An 18,815-nucleotide genomic window follows, 5' to 3' on the forward strand; every position below is an offset into this window, starting at 1 on the left:
GTATTAAGATTGTATAAAGATATCAGGGAGTGTTAAGGTTACGTTAAGATTCACTTCAATTTGCAGAAATAGAAGTGGTTTAATATGATATTTTAAAAACAAAAAGTGGGTTAGAGGGAGTTATTATGGCGGATAAAAAGTACAAAGTGCTGGTCGTTGATGACGAGCCGCAGATCGCAGGTCTTCTCAAGGTCTGCCTTGAAATGCACGGAATGACTGTAAAGGAAGAATATGATGGCAGCAAAGCTTTTGATTTATTTAAATCAGAACAGTTTGACCTTGTTATCACAGATATAATGATGCCCGTTATGGACGGCTATGAACTGGTTGAGAAGATCAGAAAAGAAAGCAACGTGCCGGTTCTGTTTCTCACTGCCAAGGGCGATGTTCTTGACAGAATAAAGGGCCTTAATCTTGGAGCGGATGATTATATCGTAAAGCCCTTCGATCCCATGGAGGTTGCTGCAAGAGTGCTGTCTACGCTCAGAAGATGCTACGGCTACGATCGTCAGGAGGAAGGAAAAGAGCTTATTTGCGGATCTCTGAGACTGAATCCCGGTCTGAAACGCCTTTATAAAAATGATGAATCCGTGGAGCTTACAGCTCTTGAATACAGGATGACCGAATTTTTCATGAGTAATATCGGGCAGGTTCTCACCAAGGATCAGATATATGAGGCAGCATGGGACAGTGATAAGTTCCCGGATGATAACAGCATCATGGTCGCCATAAGTAAACTTAGAGCTAAGATCTCTGACGGGGAAAATGATTATATTCACACTATCAGAGGACTTGGATATCGGATGGAAGAAAAATGAGACTGAAATACAAAAGAAAGCTGCAAACATTTCTGATACTTATTCTGGCTTACGTTTTTTTACTTATATTATTTCTGGATAAAATCAAGGATTTCCTGACAGGGGTCATAAACAATATATACGATAACCAGGGAGTTCCTAATGATCTGAGTACTCAGATCACTCTAGCCAGTATGATTGTGACCTATCTTCTCTTCTGGTTTCTCTCCAATATTCTGGAGAAAAACATTTCGGATCCCGCCAGAAAAATTGCGGACAACATGAATCTGGTAAGTTCAGGGAATCTCGATGTTCAGATGGAAGTAAAGGACAGTTTTGAATTCGCGGAGATGGAAGAAGCCTTCAATCACATGGTTTTGAAATTAAAAGAGGCTCAGAACATCAGAGAGCAAAACGAGGAACAAAACAGGCAGTTATATGCAGGTATCGCTCACGATCTGAAGACTCCCATGACTATGGTAATGGGCTATGCCAGGCTCCTCAAGGAAAAGGATATTCCAGAGGATGAGCGAAACCATTATCTGACTATCATCGAGCAGCAGATAAAGGCAGCAAATGTCCAATTGGAGGACATGCTTGAGTACGCAAAATACGGAAGTACCGACTATAAGATTTTTCCCGAAGAAGGCAATATCTCAGGGCTCCTTCGCGGGATTCTTGCAGATATGTTCTACAGATTTGAGGACAGAAAAATCATTCTTGAGCCCGATATTCCGGACAAGGTTATCTGCAGCTATGACACAGAACAGATGAAACGTATCTTTACAAATCTGATAAATAACGCCATCAGACACAACCCTGAGAATACTACCCTTAAGATATCGGTAAAGGAAGAAAACGATGTTGTTATCAGCTTTTCCGATAATGGTCCATTCCTGCAGAATGACTTAAAAGACCATATCTTTGAACCCTACAAGAAGGGGAAAAGCGGTGGCAGCGGACTCGGATTATCAGTAGCAAAAAGAATTGCCGAGCTTCATGGCGGAAGTCTTGAATACATTGAAAACACGGATGATGGCTACAAAAGCTTTGTAGTAACTTTACCCTTGAAAAAGGATTTAGAGAGGTAAAAGAATTATGGAAACAAAAAAGGAAAACAAGGTAAAAACAGTATTTGGAGCAGTAGGTATAGCGCTCCTTTACCTGTTGATTCAATTGGTGGTATCAATAATTGCCAGTATAATTATCTCCGTTTCTGTCCCACGTGAGAGTATGGATAATGAAGCCCTGACTGCTTTTGTGATGTCATATCAGCCAATAATGGTATTTGTTTCCAATCTGATAGGTACAATTCTTTTTGGAATTTGGTACTATCTGGGATATGTAAAAAAAGATCAACTTGCCGGAACTTATGTGCCTTGCCTTGATAAAATCTGCAATATCAATGCCATAGGTTTTATTGTTTTTTCAGCGCTTACAATCGGTCTTTTTGACAGACATGTTGCTGATCTGGTAATGATGCTTTCTCCCGAAAGCGGTGAATATTTCCACCGTATAATGGCAGGTGTTTCTGACCCAACCCCCATAAATCTGATTTCAATGATTTTATTATCCTCTATGGGAACTGCGTTTGCCTTCCCGGGCATTATGATGCAGAATTTAAAGAAAACTTTTGGAATAGCCGGATGCATAATCATACCTTCCATACTGCTTGCAATTATAATGCTCAACCCTGTGCAATCGATATATGGAATTCCCTTTAGCCTTGTTATGATGTTTGTTTCCTACAAATTCAGTTCTGCAATCCCCGGTATGATGATAGGTATTATAAACAATGCAGGCGCGGTAATACTGAATGAAATCCTAAAAAAGGAGCTTCCTCCTGCTATAAGTGCATGCTTTGTTGTAATATTCCTTGGGCTTTCAATTTTCTTTTACAGAAGATTGCCTTTTTCACATAAGGATGAGTCAGATATTCCTTCTCAAAGCGAATAGAATTATCTGATAAATAAACAAATAATGTAAAAATAAGGTTACGTTAAGATTTACTTCAATCTGCGGAAATGATTCCGAATTATCATGTTTTCATCGGGCAAGGGAACGACAGAAAACGCGATACGGAATCGCCCGTACGATTGAAGTTTTTTTATGTATTTTATTAAACAATAATTTTATGTAAAAAAAGGAGAAAGAGTATGAAAACAACAAAAGGAAGTAAAGCAAAAGCAATATTGGCAGCAATCGGAATTATGCTGCTCTTTATAGGAATCCAGGCAATCATAGGTGCTGTCGGAACTGTTGGAGCATCTGCATTACATTATGCACAGACCGGCGAAGCCTTTGCAACTAATGAAGAATACATGGAATACATTTCCGGAATCTTAACAGTATTACAGTTCGTTGGTGAGATTGCATGCATCGTAATATTCGGTCTCTGGTACTATCTCGGATCCGTTAAGAAAGATCAGAAGCTTGGAACCTATGAATCAGGTCTTAAAAAGATCTCAAATGTAAATGCTATCGCATTTCTTGTATGCATCTCACTTGGTTTCTATACATTTGATTTAATCATTTCCAAAATTACTACAATTCTTATTCCCGGAAGTTCTGAGTTATTCAGTCAGCTGATGGGGCTTGTAACAGGCGGAAATCAAATTGTAGCAGTACTCACAGTCGCACTGTTTGCACCTATCGCTGAGGAATTGGCCTTTAGAGGAGTAATGCTCAAGAGTTCTAAAAAGGCCTTTGCAATTGTAGGATGTGTCATCCTCTCTGCGCTTATGTTCGCTATCATGCACATGAATCCCATGCAGAGCTTATATGCACTTCCCATTGGCCTTGCACTTGCTTTCGTTGCTTATAAGTTTAATTCAGTAATTCCTGCAATTATTATTCACATTATCAACAATACTGTTGCTGTTGCAATCCCTTCAGTTCTCGGAAGACCTCTCAGCATGGTTGAAGCTGTAGTTGTTTGTGCAATATTTATGGCACTTACTGTTTTCACTTACAAGAAGCTTTCCGTAAAGGATGAGCAGGTTGAAGCTACAGAGCTTTCTGCATAATAATATTGAGGCCGCTGCGTTTTGCAGCGGCCTTAAAACATGTCTATTACATATCTATACAATAAATTCTACATGATCTACTATTTTTGTTGTTTGGGGATGCATTGTATTGCAACAAATTCTTGGGAATCTTTTTATTTTATTGTACGTAGAATTAATCCTTGCAACAAATCCTGTGAATTATGCTATATTTGTTGTCTTCTGAAATTATCCTCACAACAAATCAGCTAACTTTTTGCACTTTTATTGTTTACCTAAAATTCCCAGACAACAAAACAGACATTTTATTATTCTTTTGTTGTTCAACAAAAAATCCCAAACAACAAATCTTCTCCTATAAGTGCCTTAAACAATTATCTCTATAAATACCTTAAACAATTATCTCTATAAGTGCATCCTTCATCTTTTCAGAGATATCAATATTTCTTATCTCTTCCTCGAATCTGAGGCCACCCTGCAAGAAACTGTCGTAAATTCGCTGTTTCATGTCATAGCTGAACTTGCATCTCTTAAGAAGCTTAAACACTTCTTTTTCTCTGGCGTTGGAGCTTAGAACAACATTCTTTATAACAAGCTTTGTTCTCTCTGCAGCCATAACTTTTCCGAGAGAAACAATCGCCTGCTTTTTATCTTCATCATAGTCCAAAGTCTGCTGAGCATCAGTTCCGTTATTCTCTTCAGAGCTTTCAAGCGTTGCGCTATTCCCTTCAGAGCCTTCAAGTGTTACGCCATTTTCTCCAGAATCTTCAAGCATTACGCCATCCTCTACCCCGCAGAGCACAAGCGTAAATTCTCTCTGCTCGGGAAGGAAGCTTGTCATCCCTTCAGCTCCGCTGATTTCGACGCAGAGCTCTCTCTTTTCATGGTCATAGGTCTGAGTTATCTTTGTGAAAACTCCCTCATCCTTCATGTATCCGTTAGTGAGTCCGTCGTCTTCAAAAAGTGTGTAACTTCCGTCTGCGCCGACGCCGAGGTAAATTCTAAGCTTTTCGGGAAGCTTATTTACGTCCGAAGTGATCTCATCCGCCATCGGAACAATACCGCCGGCTTTAACAAGCACAGGAATCTGCTCGATAGGTCTGTAGAGCTTTCTTAGCTTGTCACCCTCGTAGACATTGCCATTAAAAATATCTATCCATCTACCCTCAGGGATAAAAGCAAGTACCTCACCCATCTGAAGCTCGTCATCAAGCGGGCTCGTAATGGGATAAACTGCCAGTTCACTTCCAAAGTAGTAACCGTTTCTGGAACGATACGCCTTTTCGTTTTCGGGGCTTCCGTAGTAAAGTGGCTGCATCAGCGGTTCGTCATTTTTATATGCGTTGTAGTTCGCCGTATAAAGATACGGAATCATCCTGTGCCTTAGTCTCATGAAGTCCCCGACTACGCTCCTCATGGGCTGAGGAAGGTTCCAGGGCTCCTTGAAGAAGAACGGATTGCAGGAGCTGTGAAGTCTCATTATTGGTGAAAAGACTCCGAACTGAATCCATCTGCAGGTCCTCTCCGTGTCCTCCTCACCGTGCATGTGTCCGCCTATATCATGACTCCACCAGCCATAGCCCACGTTTGAAGCAGTTGATGTGAAAAACGGCTGAATATCAAGGCTAACCCAGGTTGCGCAGGTATCTCCCGAGAATCCTATGGGATATCTGTGGCTTCCGATTCCCGCAAAACGAGAGAAGATCATAGCTCTTTTATCTCTGCGGAGCTGATCAAGGAAGTGGTAGTGATTAAGAATCCACAAAGGATCCACACTTCCAGACTTAGCCTTTGTACCCTGCTGCCAGTCAATCCACCAGAAGTCCACGCCGTCCTCTTCATAGGGCTGCATAACATCCTCAAAATAGGCGTCCACGAAGTCCTTGTTCATAAGATCGAACTCCACCGGTTTTTCTGATTCCGGATCAATGCCCATGCGGGTTGCAACCTTCTCGTACATCGACTCGAAAGCTCTTATACCGTCTGCGGGATGTAAGTTCAAGGTAACAGCTTTTCCTCTTCTGTGAAGTTCTGACAGGAATCTCCTGTAATCCGGGAAGTATTCCTTGTTCCAGGTATAACCCGTCCAGCCTGTTCCGTACTTAGGATCAATCTCGGTGAGATGCCAGTCCATGTCGATCACGGCCACTGTGATCGGAACATTCTCCTCATCGAACTTATCCATGAGATCCAGGTAGCTCTCCTCCGTGTACTTCTCATACTTGCTCCACCAGTTTCCAAGCGCATATCTGGGGATCATGGGCGCCTTTCCGCAAAGGTGATAGAAGTCCTTCAGAGCTTCCTTGAATCTCGTGCCGTAGCCCCAGAAGTAGACATCCTTCTCCGGATGCTCTCTATCGAAAATGTCCTCGCCGGACAGCTCGCAGCTTTCGCCATCATCGAACCAGGCGTAGCCTTCACGTGAAAACAGGCCCTTTTCATACAGAACCACTCCGTTGGTTTCATCCAACGTTCTCACGGTCCCGAAGAGATTTCTGCCGTTTTCTCCGTAGTTCCAGATGACGTTATTTACTTCAGAATTATTCTCCTGATTGCTGTCATCACCATTTTTTTCAGGGATATCAGAGCCGGATTTCATCGTTCCAAGGAGCTCTATCTGTAAACCTCTAGGTGTGAAATCCTTTTTGTCATATGTGACTTTCAGTTTCTTCGTTATGAAGATCAGCTTCTCTTCGTTGTCTTCAAGGACTTCGAATTCTGCCTTCGGGAAGTCTCTGTTAAGTACAACCTGCGTTGCGTTGTCTGTAAAATGTCCGTCTTTTTCATACTCAAGACGGAGCAAGCTATCCGTCAAAATGCTAATGCGATAGCTTGCTCCAAGAAGTATGTTTTCGGTCGGACAAAGTGGGTTAAAATTAAATGTTTTCATTATGTCCTCTTTCGTTTCCCCTCATCCGGCGCTTCGCGCCACCTTCCCCCAAGGGGAAGGCATTATTTATTTGCGTTATATGTGTTATAGGCGTCCTTCTGAATCTGAATGAAGTCGTTATAGCCCATGGTCTCAAGGGTCTTGATGTAACTATCCCACTGCTCTTCAATTCCGCCTTCTGTTACCCAGGTTGCCTGGTTGGATGTAACATAAGAATCAAGGTCTGTGAAAAGAGTTGCAAGTGTGGTGAGCTGGTCATTTGTGTAGCTTACGTTAGGGAATGCTTCCTTAGCATATTTTCCGAGTTCCTTATCAAGTGCAAGCTTACTTGCATCACCGTTTTCTGCCGCGTAGGAAACCTTATCGTTGAAACCGTCTGCTACATACTTGGGACCGAAGTCGCGAAGTGACTGAATCCATGCGAAGGTGTCTGCAGAGTTTCCGTCCTGAGGCTCAAGAACAGTGTATGTTCCATCGGCGTCATTCTTCTCAACACCAACTCCGAAGGAGCCATAGAAGTTCTGGATTGAAGCGTCCTCTGTGTAGAACTTATCCACCCATGAAAGGAGTGCTCCTGGATTTTCACAGGATGATGTTACAACAAACTCGTATCTGCTGTAGTTCCAGTGCTCGGGATCAGCAGAGATGTAGCTTTCACCTGAAGGTCCCTTAAGAGCGGGAAGTGCAACGTACTGATCGGAATTTGCGCCGAAGGTAGAGTCAGCTGTCCAGCCGGGAGCTGCGCCTACGATGGGGGTCTCATTCATGAGCTTCGCGTCACGCATGGAAGAATCCTCAGTGAAAAGCTCAGGGTCAATGAGCCCTTTTTCAAAGCAGCTGTGCATCCACTCGATGCCTTCCTTGTAGCCTTCTGTCACAGGAAGATATACAGGCTCGCCATCCTGAATTGCCATCATGTATGTGCCGTCTGCTCCGATTGTTGTACCGAAGGGAAGGCAGAAGAACATTACCGAATCAGCATAACCCTGACCGAAAGGAATCTCATCGTTAGGGTCACCGTTGCCGTTGGCATCCTGCTCCTTGAATGCTGTAAGAACCTTTTCAAACTCCTCATAGGTTGTGGGAACCTCGAGTCCAAGGTTATCAAGCCACTTCTTATTTATAAACATCTGGTTTGCGACAGTAGGTCTGCAGGGCTTCTTGGAAGGAAGTCCGTAGATATGTCCGTCTGCTGAAGTTGCAAGAGCTTTCATGGTAGGATCACTCTCGATGATGCTCTTGAAGTTAGGCATATACTCATCGATATAGTCGTCAAGTGCGATGAAGGATCCTGTATTTGTCAGGACATCAGACTCTGAAAAGCAGATGGATCCCATAAACGCATCCGGAAGGTCGCCGCCTGCAAGAAGTACAGCCTTCTTATCAGCCCAGTCAGAATTGAGGATTGTATCCCAGGTTATGGAAATTCCTGCCTCTTTGGCAGCCTCATCCGGAAAACCTGTATGGTAGTCCTCTCCCCAGTCTGCCCATCTTACTGTAGCAACCTCATAAGAGCCGGCCTCTGCGCTCTTGGGTGTTTCAGTCTGTGCAATGTCTGCAGTGTCAGTTGCAGCCTTGCTTTGTCCGCATGCCGATACAAGTGCACTAAGTGCAAGAATACCTGCTGTCATCAATGCCGTCTTTTTCATATTTCTCTCCTTTTTTCCTTAAAAATATTTTATTACTTTGCTGATCAAATGTCGCTAAAGTAATTAGTTATTTATCCCTTCACTGCTCCTATCATCACGCCCTGGTTGAAGTATTTCTGCAAGAAAGGATAAAGGGCCATGATAGGCAATGTAGAAACCACAATTGAAGCATATTTCATCATGTCAGAGAGCTGCCTCAGCTCCTGAGCCATTGTTCCCGTCGCCGCTCCCAGCAAGGACTCATTGGAAATGAGAATTCTTCGAAGGAGGAGCTGCAGCGGTATGAGATCTTCATTTTGCAGATAAATCAGTGCATTAAACCATGAGTTCCAAAGTCCTACCGCGGTCCAAAGTCCGACTACGGCAATCACTGCTTTTGAAAGGGGCACTGCAAACTGAACAAAATATCTCATGGTGCTGCAGCCATCTATTTGTGCCGCTTCCCAGAGGGATTCCGGCAACGAGTTTTGAAAGAAAGTTCTCGCAACTATTATGTTGTAAGTGGATACCGCAAATGGAATCACCATTACGAAGAATGAATCAAGAAGTCCAAACTGCTTCACTACAAGGTAGGTTGGAATCAGACCGCCGCTTACAAACATAGGGATCAGGTAGAAAGTATTTATCCATTTTCTACCGGGCAGGTCTTTTCTTGACATAGCGTAACCGGCCGTTATATTAACGAACAACGAAACCAAAGTACCGGTGAGGGTATATATAATGGTGTTCCAATAACTTTTCCAAATCTGGCTCTGTTCGAAAAGCTTTTGGTATCCCCTTACATCTATAACTTTTGGCCATAACCAGACCTTACCGTTTGCCACATCCGCGGGATTACTGAAGGATGCGATTATGACAAACCAGAGCGGATACATTACCGCGATTATCATGAGGACCGCAATCAGATGAAAAATGACGTTTACCATGTTGTCTCCGGAAAATTTGCTTCGCTTTTTTATTTCCATCCGGGAGGTCTCGAATTTAAGTATGTTTTCCATAGATTTATTTCTCCTTTTCATTCCCCTCATCCGGCGCTTCGCGCCACCTTCTCCCATTGGGAGAAGGCATTGTCAAAACAGACTACTGTCTGTCAACTTCCTTGCCATGAAATTCACGAGCAAGAGAACTATCACATTAACTACCGTATTGAACAGACCGATCGCTGTGGAGAGGCTATACTGCATGCTCTGCATACCCATCTTATATACGTAAGTTGAGATGATCTCACTGCTCATGATGTTCTGAACATTCTGAAGAAGGAACACCTTTTCAAAGCCTATGCCTAAGATACTGCCAGCTCTCATGATAAGGAGCACCATCGCTGTCGGCATGATCATCGGAATATCGATGTATCTGATTTTCTGAAGGGTGCTCGCACCATCCACGGTCGCAGCTTCGTAATAAGTGGGGTCTATTCCTGCGAGAGCTGCCAGATATATGATGCTGTCCCATCCAAGGTGCTGCCAGATGTCGCTCCACACATATACGTGCTTGAAGCTTGCCGCGCTTGACATCACATTCGGAAATTCCTGACCGAAGAGCCTCCACAGATTGGCGAACAGTCCGCTGCTGGGTGATAAGAAGATCAGCACCAATCCGCACATAACCATGGTTGATATAAAGTGCGGAAGGTAGGTGATTACCTGGAAGACCTTCTTGAACATCTTTGTCTTCATCTGGTTACACATAAGTGCCAGCAGAATCGGAAGGGGAAATCCCACCGCTATGCTGTACAGACTTAGCAACAGCGTGTTCTTTATAGTCACCCCAAACTGATAGGACTTAAAGTACTGTATAAAATTTTTCATTCCCACGAAGGGGCTGTGTAAAATTCCGAGTGCCGGCGAGTAGTTCTGAAAAGCGATTACAATTCCGACCATCGGAAGGTAAGCAAAGCAAAAAAGCAAAATCGCCGACGGCACAAGTAACAGATAAAGTTGATAGTATTTTTTGAAATTCTTAAGTGTTTTTTCTTTCATGTCGTTTCTCCTTACGTGCTAAATGTTATATTTTTCAAAAGTCAAAAAATAGCACTTTTCAGATTTATGGATAGCACTTTTCCGAACAGGAAACGATTTAATGTGGTGCAATCTAAATCTTTTACTTATAATTAAGCTATGAAAACGAAAAGAAGAAATATGGGCTATCCGGTGGTGCAGATTTTAAGGAAAACACTTTGGACAGCTATCCCTGTAGTCATTATTTTTGTGTTCATAAGCGGCTACTCTTTTTGGGAAATAAGAAGACAGAACAATCTCGCACTGGAAAATGCCATAACAATTTATCAGAATGATCTAAGCCACCGGCTTGATGCCATCGCGCACTTCGTCCAATGGACAGTCGTGCACGATCCCATTCTTGATGCCTTCTCTTCGGAGAAGCACATGGGCGACTTCAGGCAGGCGGGTAATGATCTGCGCCTTCGAGTAAGTGATATGCAATATTCCACAGGCTCGGAATATATGTACTTTTTCTACTGGGATGAGGGCGATATTTTCATAAATGCCTCGGAACTTACAGTAAACTATGAGACCTATAAGAAGATAAAAAAGAAGGTAATTGATGATGTCGAAAAACCGTCCAGCGGCGACCGCTTTTCATGGATTCCAAGTGTTATAGACGGAAAGACTTATCTGTACTATCTGGTCACCTATAAACATAGGACCTTCATCTCGCTGGTTTCCATTGATGATATATTGTCTCCGCTCTTCACAATCAATCTTGGATCACACGGCAATATCACCTTCCAGGATCTTGTGGGAAATACTTACTATCAGAGCGCAAAGAGCCCCGAAGGGCTTATCGGTTATTACTACAACAGGCTCTATTTTCGAGGCGAGGACGCCGGTCTTCCCTTCACGCTGGTTATCGATTCGGACATGCTGGGCAACTACGGTAAGATATTCCTTCTTCAGTTCCTGGTGGTCCTGACCGCTCTGGCTCTTAGTTTAATTATGGGAGGCTACATACTTGTAACCTATAAGAGGGTGATTCTTCCGATCAAGATTTTTTCAAGTAATCTGTCAAAAATGGATTCCCTCTCCGACGCAGAGTCCGCAAGTCTCGATCTGACAGACAGCAAGATGCAGGAGCTCAACCAGATAAATGACCAGTTTAAAAGCCTCGTTCACGAAATAACAAGACTTCGAATAAACATATACGAAGCTGAGCTTGATCAGAATAAATTCAGGATCCTTTTCCTGCAGCAACAGATAAAACCACACTTTTATTTAAACTGCCTGACGACGATAGACAGTATGCTGAGTCTCGGAGATACCTCGGCAGCCAGGAAAATGCTGCAGTTCACATCTAAGTACTTCAGGTATTTATTCCAGGCGGACAAGGATTATGTGCCGCTTAGCAGTGAGATTGCGCACGCTGAGGATTATCTTGATATCCAGATGATGCGCCTTTCGGAGGACATCGATTATAGCTGCGACATTGATGAAAAGGATATGGACGTGATGATTCCGCCGCTCCTTCTAATTACTTTTGTGGAAAATATCATCAAGTACGCGGAGCCCTCCGGCGACTCTCTGAAGATCTCCATCACGGGACATGACTATGTCAGAAACAATGAGGATTACATTGAGATCTGTATAAGAGATAACGGTCAGGGATTCCCTTCGGAAGTTATAGAAAAAATCAGAGCAGGTGAGTACCTGACCACAGATGACGGCACCCATATAGGAATCTCCAACTGCATCAGAAGACTTAAGCTTCTCTATGAGGATAGATTTGAGTTCACTTTGGAAAATGATGAATTAGGCGGAGGTGTCGTGAAAGTTGGTCTTCCGAAGGATGAACATAAACAGTGAAAGATTGGGAAAGTATTGCTCTAAGCTCTACAAAATATATTCTTTGGGATAAAGATGCTTCCGTTTTTGAAAGGAATTATGAATAATGCAAGTTCTGCTGGTAGACGATGACCGCTTTGTTATTGCGGCATTGCAAAAAGGAATAGCCTGGGAAAGCCTCGGAATAACCGAGGTTTTCACCGCCGGCAACATAAATACCGCCAAAGAAATTATGGCGAATAATAATATAGACCTGCTCCTTAGTGACATAGATATGCCACACGGTTCAGGTCTTGATCTGCTGAATTTTCTTCGTGAGCAGGGAAATCCCGTGCCCACAATTTTCCTGACAAATTATGCCGATTTTACTTATGCGCAAAAAGCCATCGAGCTAAAGAGCTTCCACTATTTCCTGAAGCCCATCGACTACGCAGAACTCACAAGGATCATAAAGAAAGCGCTGAAGGAAGCCGAATCCTTGCAGGAAACCAGGGATCTCAGGGAAGCATTTTCCGAAGCCGGTCCCACAATTCCCGAGATTCCTACCGATGCCTCCGAAAACGAATCCAATATCAAGGCGCTTCTTAAGTATGTCGATGATCATTTTCGTGAAGAAATAAGCCGCGAGCAGCTCTCAGTCATGTTCTTCTTCGATCCTGATTACATAACCAAAATCTTCAAGAAGGAGACCGGCATGAGCTACAAAAATTATGTGATTGAAAAGCGCCTGTCCCTTGCAAAGGAGCTGCTTACCGAATCGGACTATCCTATTCACGACATAGCACAGTACGTCGGCTACGACAATTACTCTTATTTCACGAGACTGTTCAAGAAGAGTTTCGGTGTAACCCCGATTGAGTTCAGGGGGAAATAATTCAGGCCTTAACAGCCCACCTCAGTTTTGTGGATTTACTGCGTGGGTTCAGTCTTTGTTCCTCGGGTGAAGGTCTTGTGACATCCCTGGAGATATCGCTGTAGACTCCTTCCTTGAAGAGAGCTTTGAAGGACTGCTTCACAAGTCTGTCCTCTCCTGAGTGAAAAGTCAGAACCGCCACTCTTCCACCGGGACTAAGGATATTCGGAAGCTTTTCCAGGAATGCATAAAGCACCTCAAATTCCGAATTCACATCTATTCGAAGCGCCTGAAATACTCTGGCACAGCTCTTTTTTATCGCATCGTTTTTCTCTTCCTTTGGTACCTTCCACAGAGCAGATTCTATCGCAGCTTTGAGGGCTGAAGTCGTATCCATGGGATCGCCTTTTTTCATAAGGTTAAATACCTTGTCCGCAATCTCCTCCGCGTAGGGTTCGTCGGAGTTCGTGGCGAGCATGCCCACAAATTCATCTCTTGTAATACTGTGAAGTCTCTCTGCAGCGGATTGTCCGTGCTCCGGATCGAGTCGCAGGTCAAGCGGACCTTCGATCTTGTAGGAAAATCCCCTCTTGGGGTCATCTATCTGCATGGAAGAAACGCCGAGGTCCGCCAGTACAAAGTCAAACTTCCCGGCTTCTTTGCAGACTTCATCAATGTTGGCAAAATTGGTGAGTTTGAATTTAAACAGGTTTTCATCAAAGCCGGCTTTGCGAAGTCTCTCCACAGTCTTCTTCGACTCAATAGGATCTACATCCAGACCATACACACAACCTTTTCCCTGAAGCTGCTCCAGCATCTTCCTGGTGTGACCGCCATACCCGAGAGTGCAGTCAAGTCCTTGCTCACCCGGCTGAATTTTCAGCACATCAAGAATCTCTTTTACCATGATGGAGATGTGCATCCCCGCGGGAGTCGAGCCCTTTGAAATTACATGAGCAACCGTATCCGCATACTTCTCCGGATTTTGTTCCTTATATTTTTCTTCGAATTTCTTGGGATACTTCCCGGAGTAATGAACTCTTCTCTTATGTTGTTCCATATTGTTGTCCTCATTTATTCTTTGTGGAAGCACAGCCTGCCCGGCATTTTATCAGTGCTTACAACTTCATCCCCGTAGGGAATGCCTCTTTTCGCATAAGTCCCCACATCTTATCGATGTAGGAAAGCGTGTAGTAGTTTTCATAATAATGGAAATAGAAGGCGCCTTTTTTTGTCAGCGTCAGCATACCATTTTCCTCAGTAATATATCCGAATAGCTTCGCCATGAAAATTTCAAAGCCATACATTTTCTTTAAAGGCACTCCGAAGAAATCCTCAAAATCCCTTATATTCACTCTTGTGCTATATGCTGTCCAGAACAGGTAATAGACCATGCGCTGTCTTTTCCTGAAACGGATGGTCAATGAAGTCGGAAGTTTTCCCTCTGTTATGCGCTTGCAGTACTCTTTAGTTGAAAAGGTATTAACCTTGAAGCTGTCCTTTAGAAGAGTTGTTGCAGAGCATCCAAAGCCAAGGAAATTCTCCCTGGTCATAGATGAATACTTCTCTTCCTTCTTAGTGGAAAAGGTCCAGATAGAGCTCCTGTAAAATCCCTTTTCCTCGAAATACTCAGTCATCTCATCCATGAGTTCTCGCTTTTGCCGCTTAGGCATCGCCTTGACCGGACTTTTCGTGAAGGTAAAATCAATGAAGGGATAGACTGCCACATGATTGGCTCCGGTCTCAAAGGCCTTATCTATATCTGACTTCAAATCTTCTATTGTCTGCCCGGGAAGTGCAAAAATAAGGTCCATGGAAACAGTATCAAAGGGCACCTCGTCCAAAGCCCTGTTCATTGCATCTATATCAATGCTTTTTCTTCCAAGTACGCTGCCGTATTTTTCCAGAAAGGATTGTATTCCTATGCTGATTCTTGTGACACCGGCTTCCTTCAGTTTTCTTAGCGTTTGAGGTTCTACATTATCCGGATGAAGTTCTAAGCCAATTCCGTCCGTTATTACGAAGTGCTCCTTAAGAGCACCTACTATGTCGCCAATTCTGTCTGCTGCGAGCGCTGGTGTTCCACCTCCGAAATAGAGGCTGGTCACTGTCTTCTTTTCCTTATACCTGCTGCCCACAAGATGTATCTCTTTGATGAGAGCATCTATGTACTCACTCATTTTGTTCTCATCATAAATCTCTTTGCAGTAGGGACAGAAGTTGCAAATGGATCTGCAAAACGGAATGTGCACGTAGAGCCCCAATTGCTCGGCTTTTCCGTAATCCAGTTCGTTGTCGTATTCATTGGTAAAAGTAAATGGTTCAAGACTTCTGGTAAACCACATCCTTGTAAGTTCAGTTTTAAAGCTCATATAAAATCCTATTACACGTATTTCAAGTAAGTTCTAAACATCTCAAAAATAACTCTTAAGTTGCCGCCAAACAAAAGTGTGTACTCGGCAACGAAGAAGTAACCGCACTCATCGCAAAGTCCGGGCACATCGATGCATCGTCCGCACACTGATATCTTGCCGTTTTCGATTACAAGGCACTGCGCACAGGGTGTGGGAAAGCTGTTGTTTATGAGGTACGGAAATGCGCTCTTTAAATTAAAGACCGGAACTCCCTCATCCATCATCTGCGATATAACCTCACAGCACTGAGCCTTCTCTTCCTTAGACAGCGCAAGCTCCCTCGTATCGGGATAAGGCGTATGGAAATTGAAGGACACTGCACGGACATTTTTCATGTCTCTTGCTGTATAGCAGACGTCTCGAATAGCATCCTTATTTATCTGATTGACCGCCATGTAAAAACAGATGTTGTCCGAAGTCGCATTTTTAATATTCTCCATGATGGTATCGTAGGTGTCGCCTCTGACCGCGTTATGTCTCTCCCTGTCTCCGTCAAGACTTAGCAGTATCAGGTCCGCCTCCGGAAGATCAATCGGAAATGTCCCATTCGTAACCACATTTACTATGAGAAAACCCATGGCTTTAGCTTCATGAACAAGGTCTTTTATAGTCCTATCGCCATCTCTCCAGATAAAGGTCTCGCCTCCGCAGAAAAAGAGAATTTTTACGCCCATATCAAAGAGCTGCTTCATCTCACCTTTTATCTGTCCATAGGGATGCATCACCGCCGTTATGTTGTTTACCGAGCAGTGCTTGCACTTTAAGTTGCACTTATCTGTAACTATAACCGTCCCCAGGATTGGATCCTTTTTCTTAAATAATACTGTCTTTACTCCAAACCGCATAAGCGGCCAAAATGCTGATGCTTTCATGTCCTCCCCACCTTGCGTGCTTATTCTTCTTTAGTGGTGATTTCTGTGCTTTTAGCTTTTCTTTTCATTTCACAGATGCGTTTTGGGGATAGTATCTGTGTTTTTTACTTTTCTTTCCATTTCACAGATGCTTTATAGGACAGCTTCTGTGTTTTTAAAATTTCTTTCTGTTTCACAGATAGTCCTCTAGAGCAACGTCTGTGTTTTTCCCAGTTTTCTTCAAAACACAGATGATTCCCAAGTTGTCATCTGTGTTTTTTCTATTTTTCATCTAAGCACAGATATCACCCCATATAATCGTCTGTGTTTTCTTAATTTTCCTTCAAGACACAGATACAGCCAAAATTATCATCTGTGTTTTCCTTATTTTCCTTCAAAACACAGATACACTCATAATAATCATCAAATCACCTTGCAACGCGTACTTACCTCATAAAGTGATATCACCTGCTTAGCCGCAGCTTCCATATTCTTCATGGCAGTCTCTTTCTGCATTGCTTCTTCAAGCGTCGTGACACCTCTGACTATAGGAAAATAGGCATCAATTCCGGCTTTGTTGCAGGCACCGGCGTCCTCTGTAACACTGCCCGCGAAAGCGATTACGGTCTTGCCATACTTTTTTGCAAGTGCTGCTACACCGACAGGTGCCTTCCCCATCGCTGTCTGCGCATCCAGCATGCCCTCACCTGTTACGACGAGGTCTGCATCTTTTATATATTCCGCAAGCTTCGTCTCCTCCAGAACAAGCTCAATTCCGGGCTTCAGCGTAGCATTTGTAAAAACAAGAAAGGCAAAGCCCATTCCGCCGGCTGCTCCGGTCCCAGGATATTCAGCATCTGCACTAGTCCCCTGACACTTAGCATCTGCAGGGTATTTTGCCATAGCCAACCTTGCATAGTTCTCAAGCCACTTGTCCATATCCCCTATCATCTCAGGGGTTGCACCCTTCTGAGGTCCGTATATTGCACTGCAGCCGTTTGGTCCGCATAGCGGATTTTTCACATCACAGGCAACCAGAAATTCGCAGTCCTTAAGCTCCGGAAGTACATGCTCATCCGAAATTTCTGCAAGGTCTTTAAGGCCCTTTGCTCCGAGGGCTATCGGCTCTCCTTTTTTATCAAGAAATTCGTAGCCAAGGGCTGAAAGCATTCCTGTTCCTCCGTCGTTTGTGGCGCTTCCGCCGATTCCGACTATGAATCTCCTGCATCCCTTGCCGATTGCATCTCTTATCACTTCTCCGACGCCGTAGGTCGTAGTATCAAGCGGACTCAGCTCACTCTCTGAAAGCAGCGTAATGCCTGCTGCTCCGCTCATTTCAATTACTGCCAGCTTTTTCTCACTTATAATTCCGTAATCGCAAATGACTGGTTTACCTAAAGGTCCTGACACAGTCACTGATATCCGCTGTCCGTTCATGCCTTCTATAAGGGCGTCCACAGTTCCTTCGCCGCCATCCGCAAGAGGTCTGACTATAACTTCTATGTCTGGATCAACTTTCCTCGCTCCTTTTGCAAAGGCATTTCCTGCCTCGATTGAGGACATGCTCCCTTTAAAGGAATCTATGGCTGTCACTATTTTCATAAAGCCTCCTCCCGGTAATCCGGAATATTAAATTCCTCTGCCGCAAGTGCAAAATACTTCTCGTCAATCTCCGGCCACACGGTCTGTTCTCCGGCTTCCTCCGAGAGCTTTGCTGCCAGCGCTACCATCTCCGCTGCGCGGTCCTCTCCGGTTAAAAGGATTTTGATGTTGCAATTGATGAACCATTTTCCTTTCTCAAGAAGTCCAAATGAAACCATGTCGTGAACCACTTTTTTATTGTCATAAGGTATCTTCAGAAATGTCGGCTTCCATACAACTTTGCCATCAGATAGCTCGTCCTCCAGGATCATGCACTGAGCAAATCCTGCATCATTTATGGATATTCCGATGCATCCCGAGTTCATATAATGCTTGTCTTTGTAAACATATTCTCCGGGGAAATGGGTGTGCGCACATATCATGTAATCGCACGGAATCTTATCGAGCCAGGACCTTGCTTCATCACTTCCAAGCTGTATGAGTTCCCTGGAACTTACCGGCGATCCGTGACAGCACCTAATTGTGGGATAGCCGTTTTTTTCATAATCGAAAGTAATTGGTAATTTACTGAAAAAATCCAGGTCCTCATCAGTCAATTGTTCATAGGTAAAAAGCAGATTCCCACTTGCGGAATTGTATCTCCAAAACTGATCTCGCCTGCCTTCTTTTAGTACCTTCTGCTGCCCGAGCATGTACTCTTCTCTGTTCCCCCTTAGAAGGTGGCATGTATGCGAGCCGATAAACTCGTAGAGACAGTCCATTGTTTCCCTGGTGTAGGGTGTGTCAGACACATAGTCGCCAAGGAAAATATATTCATCGCAGCCTTCCTTCTCCAAATACTTTATGCATTCCTTAAAGGCCACTATATTGCTGTGTATATCGGATAGGATTCCGATTTTCATGGGAACCTCCTTCCCCTCATCCGGCGCTTCGCGCCACCTTCCCCCAGGGGGAAGG

The 18,815-nt window shown here is 43.8% G+C and carries 15 protein-coding genes; 6 read left to right on the top strand and 9 right to left on the bottom strand.

Annotated features, from left to right (window positions below; all coding sequences use genetic code 11):
* Nucleotides 1-125 precede the first annotated feature (125 nt).
* From G596_RS0112285 to G596_RS0112300, 4 genes are all read left to right on the top strand, one after another.
* A complete protein-coding gene (locus G596_RS0112285) occupies nt 126-818 on the top strand; it encodes a response regulator transcription factor (RefSeq protein ID WP_022762142.1) in 693 nt (230 codons plus the stop codon).
* Nucleotides 815-1,888 carry a HAMP domain-containing sensor histidine kinase gene (locus G596_RS0112290; protein WP_022762143.1) on the top strand — a complete coding sequence of 358 codons (1,074 nt, stop codon included), beginning with the start codon at nt 815-817 and terminating at the stop codon, nt 1,886-1,888. The genes G596_RS0112285 and G596_RS0112290 overlap by 4 nt, the downstream gene beginning before the upstream one ends.
* A gap of 7 nt (nt 1,889-1,895) precedes the next feature.
* Nucleotides 1,896-2,753: a hypothetical protein gene (locus G596_RS0112295; RefSeq protein ID WP_022762144.1), complete on the top strand. Its 858-nt coding sequence runs from the start codon at nt 1,896-1,898 to the stop codon at nt 2,751-2,753.
* 200 nt (nt 2,754-2,953) lie between these two features.
* On the top strand, nt 2,954-3,823 hold the full coding sequence (locus G596_RS0112300) for a CPBP family intramembrane glutamic endopeptidase (RefSeq protein ID WP_022762145.1): 870 nt from the start codon (nt 2,954-2,956) through the stop codon (nt 3,821-3,823).
* 370 nt (nt 3,824-4,193) lie between these two features.
* Here G596_RS0112300 and G596_RS0112305 read toward each other — a convergent pair whose 3' ends face one another.
* The 4 genes from G596_RS0112305 to G596_RS0112320 all read right to left on the bottom strand — a co-directional run bounded on the left by G596_RS0112305 (nt 4,194) and on the right by G596_RS0112320 (nt 10,320).
* A complete protein-coding gene (locus G596_RS0112305; protein ID WP_022762146.1) occupies nt 4,194-6,692 on the bottom strand; it encodes a glycoside hydrolase family 31 protein in 2,499 nt (832 codons plus the stop codon).
* Between the two features lie 62 nt (nt 6,693-6,754).
* On the bottom strand, nt 6,755-8,341 hold the full coding sequence (locus G596_RS0112310; protein WP_022762147.1) for an extracellular solute-binding protein: 1,587 nt from the start codon (nt 8,339-8,341) through the stop codon (nt 6,755-6,757).
* A gap of 71 nt (nt 8,342-8,412) precedes the next feature.
* Complete coding sequence (locus G596_RS0112315) at nt 8,413-9,339, bottom strand: carbohydrate ABC transporter permease (protein ID WP_022762148.1); 927 nt, start codon at nt 9,337-9,339, stop codon at nt 8,413-8,415.
* A gap of 72 nt (nt 9,340-9,411) precedes the next feature.
* Nucleotides 9,412-10,320, bottom strand: a complete 909-nt coding sequence (locus G596_RS0112320) for an ABC transporter permease (protein WP_022762149.1) — start codon at nt 10,318-10,320, stop codon at nt 9,412-9,414.
* Between the two features lie 138 nt (nt 10,321-10,458).
* On the opposite strand from G596_RS0112320, the gene G596_RS0112325 reads away from it, so the two are divergent.
* Together G596_RS0112325 and G596_RS0112330 are read left to right on the top strand one after the other, a co-directional pair.
* Complete coding sequence (locus tag G596_RS0112325) at nt 10,459-12,159, top strand: sensor histidine kinase (protein ID WP_081646739.1); 1,701 nt, start codon at nt 10,459-10,461, stop codon at nt 12,157-12,159.
* 85 nt (nt 12,160-12,244) lie between these two features.
* The gene (locus G596_RS0112330; protein ID WP_022762151.1) at nt 12,245-13,012 is read left to right on the top strand and encodes a response regulator transcription factor; all 768 of its coding nucleotides are present in this window, start codon (nt 12,245-12,247) and stop codon (nt 13,010-13,012) included.
* Between the two features lies 1 nt (nt 13,013).
* Here the strand turns inward: G596_RS0112330 and rsmH are convergent, their stop codons facing one another.
* The 5 genes from rsmH to G596_RS22045 form a co-directional block, all read right to left on the bottom strand.
* Nucleotides 13,014-14,051: a 16S rRNA (cytosine(1402)-N(4))-methyltransferase RsmH gene (gene rsmH, locus G596_RS0112335; RefSeq protein WP_022762152.1), complete on the bottom strand. Its 1,038-nt coding sequence runs from the start codon at nt 14,049-14,051 to the stop codon at nt 13,014-13,016.
* 58 nt (nt 14,052-14,109) lie between these two features.
* Nucleotides 14,110-15,363, bottom strand: a complete 1,254-nt coding sequence (locus tag G596_RS0112340; RefSeq protein ID WP_022762153.1) for a coproporphyrinogen-III oxidase family protein — start codon at nt 15,361-15,363, stop codon at nt 14,110-14,112.
* Nucleotides 15,364-15,374: 11 nt separating this feature from the next.
* A complete protein-coding gene (locus G596_RS0112345) occupies nt 15,375-16,277 on the bottom strand; it encodes a radical SAM protein (RefSeq protein ID WP_022762154.1) in 903 nt (300 codons plus the stop codon).
* A gap of 402 nt (nt 16,278-16,679) precedes the next feature.
* On the bottom strand, nt 16,680-17,858 hold the full coding sequence (locus tag G596_RS0112350) for a glycerate kinase family protein (RefSeq protein WP_022762155.1): 1,179 nt from the start codon (nt 17,856-17,858) through the stop codon (nt 16,680-16,682).
* Entirely contained in the window at nt 17,855-18,760 is a 906-nt protein-coding gene (locus G596_RS22045; protein WP_022762156.1) for a metallophosphoesterase family protein, read from the bottom strand. The genes G596_RS0112350 and G596_RS22045 overlap by 4 nt, the downstream gene beginning before the upstream one ends.
* Between the last annotated feature and the right edge of the window lie 55 nt (nt 18,761-18,815).

This window comes from Butyrivibrio sp. AD3002 (assembly GCF_000420905.1).
GTDB lineage: Bacteria > Bacillota > Clostridia > Lachnospirales > Lachnospiraceae > Butyrivibrio.

What these genes read in the sequence shown, in the direction of transcription:
- G596_RS0112285 (WP_022762142.1), top strand. Translation starts at nt 126, where the DNA reads ATGGCGGATAAAAAGTACAAAGTGCTGGTCGTTGATGACGAGCCGCAG.
- G596_RS0112290 (WP_022762143.1), top strand. Translation starts at nt 815, where the DNA reads ATGAGACTGAAATACAAAAGAAAGCTGCAAACATTTCTGATACTTATT.
- G596_RS0112295 (WP_022762144.1), top strand. Translation starts at nt 1,896, where the DNA reads ATGGAAACAAAAAAGGAAAACAAGGTAAAAACAGTATTTGGAGCAGTA.
- G596_RS0112300 (WP_022762145.1), top strand. Translation starts at nt 2,954, where the DNA reads ATGAAAACAACAAAAGGAAGTAAAGCAAAAGCAATATTGGCAGCAATC.
- G596_RS0112305 (WP_022762146.1), bottom strand. Translation starts at nt 6,692, where the DNA reads ATGAAAACATTTAATTTTAACCCACTTTGTCCGACCGAAAACATACTT.
- G596_RS0112310 (WP_022762147.1), bottom strand. Translation starts at nt 8,341, where the DNA reads ATGAAAAAGACGGCATTGATGACAGCAGGTATTCTTGCACTTAGTGCA.
- G596_RS0112315 (WP_022762148.1), bottom strand. Translation starts at nt 9,339, where the DNA reads ATGGAAAACATACTTAAATTCGAGACCTCCCGGATGGAAATAAAAAAG.
- G596_RS0112320 (WP_022762149.1), bottom strand. Translation starts at nt 10,320, where the DNA reads ATGAAAGAAAAAACACTTAAGAATTTCAAAAAATACTATCAACTTTAT.
- G596_RS0112325 (WP_081646739.1), top strand. Translation starts at nt 10,459, where the DNA reads ATGAAAACGAAAAGAAGAAATATGGGCTATCCGGTGGTGCAGATTTTA.
- G596_RS0112330 (WP_022762151.1), top strand. Translation starts at nt 12,245, where the DNA reads ATGCAAGTTCTGCTGGTAGACGATGACCGCTTTGTTATTGCGGCATTG.
- rsmH (WP_022762152.1), bottom strand. Translation starts at nt 14,051, where the DNA reads ATGGAACAACATAAGAGAAGAGTTCATTACTCCGGGAAGTATCCCAAG.
- G596_RS0112340 (WP_022762153.1), bottom strand. Translation starts at nt 15,363, where the DNA reads ATGAGCTTTAAAACTGAACTTACAAGGATGTGGTTTACCAGAAGTCTT.
- G596_RS0112345 (WP_022762154.1), bottom strand. Translation starts at nt 16,277, where the DNA reads ATGAAAGCATCAGCATTTTGGCCGCTTATGCGGTTTGGAGTAAAGACA.
- G596_RS0112350 (WP_022762155.1), bottom strand. Translation starts at nt 17,858, where the DNA reads ATGAAAATAGTGACAGCCATAGATTCCTTTAAAGGGAGCATGTCCTCA.
- G596_RS22045 (WP_022762156.1), bottom strand. Translation starts at nt 18,760, where the DNA reads ATGAAAATCGGAATCCTATCCGATATACACAGCAATATAGTGGCCTTT.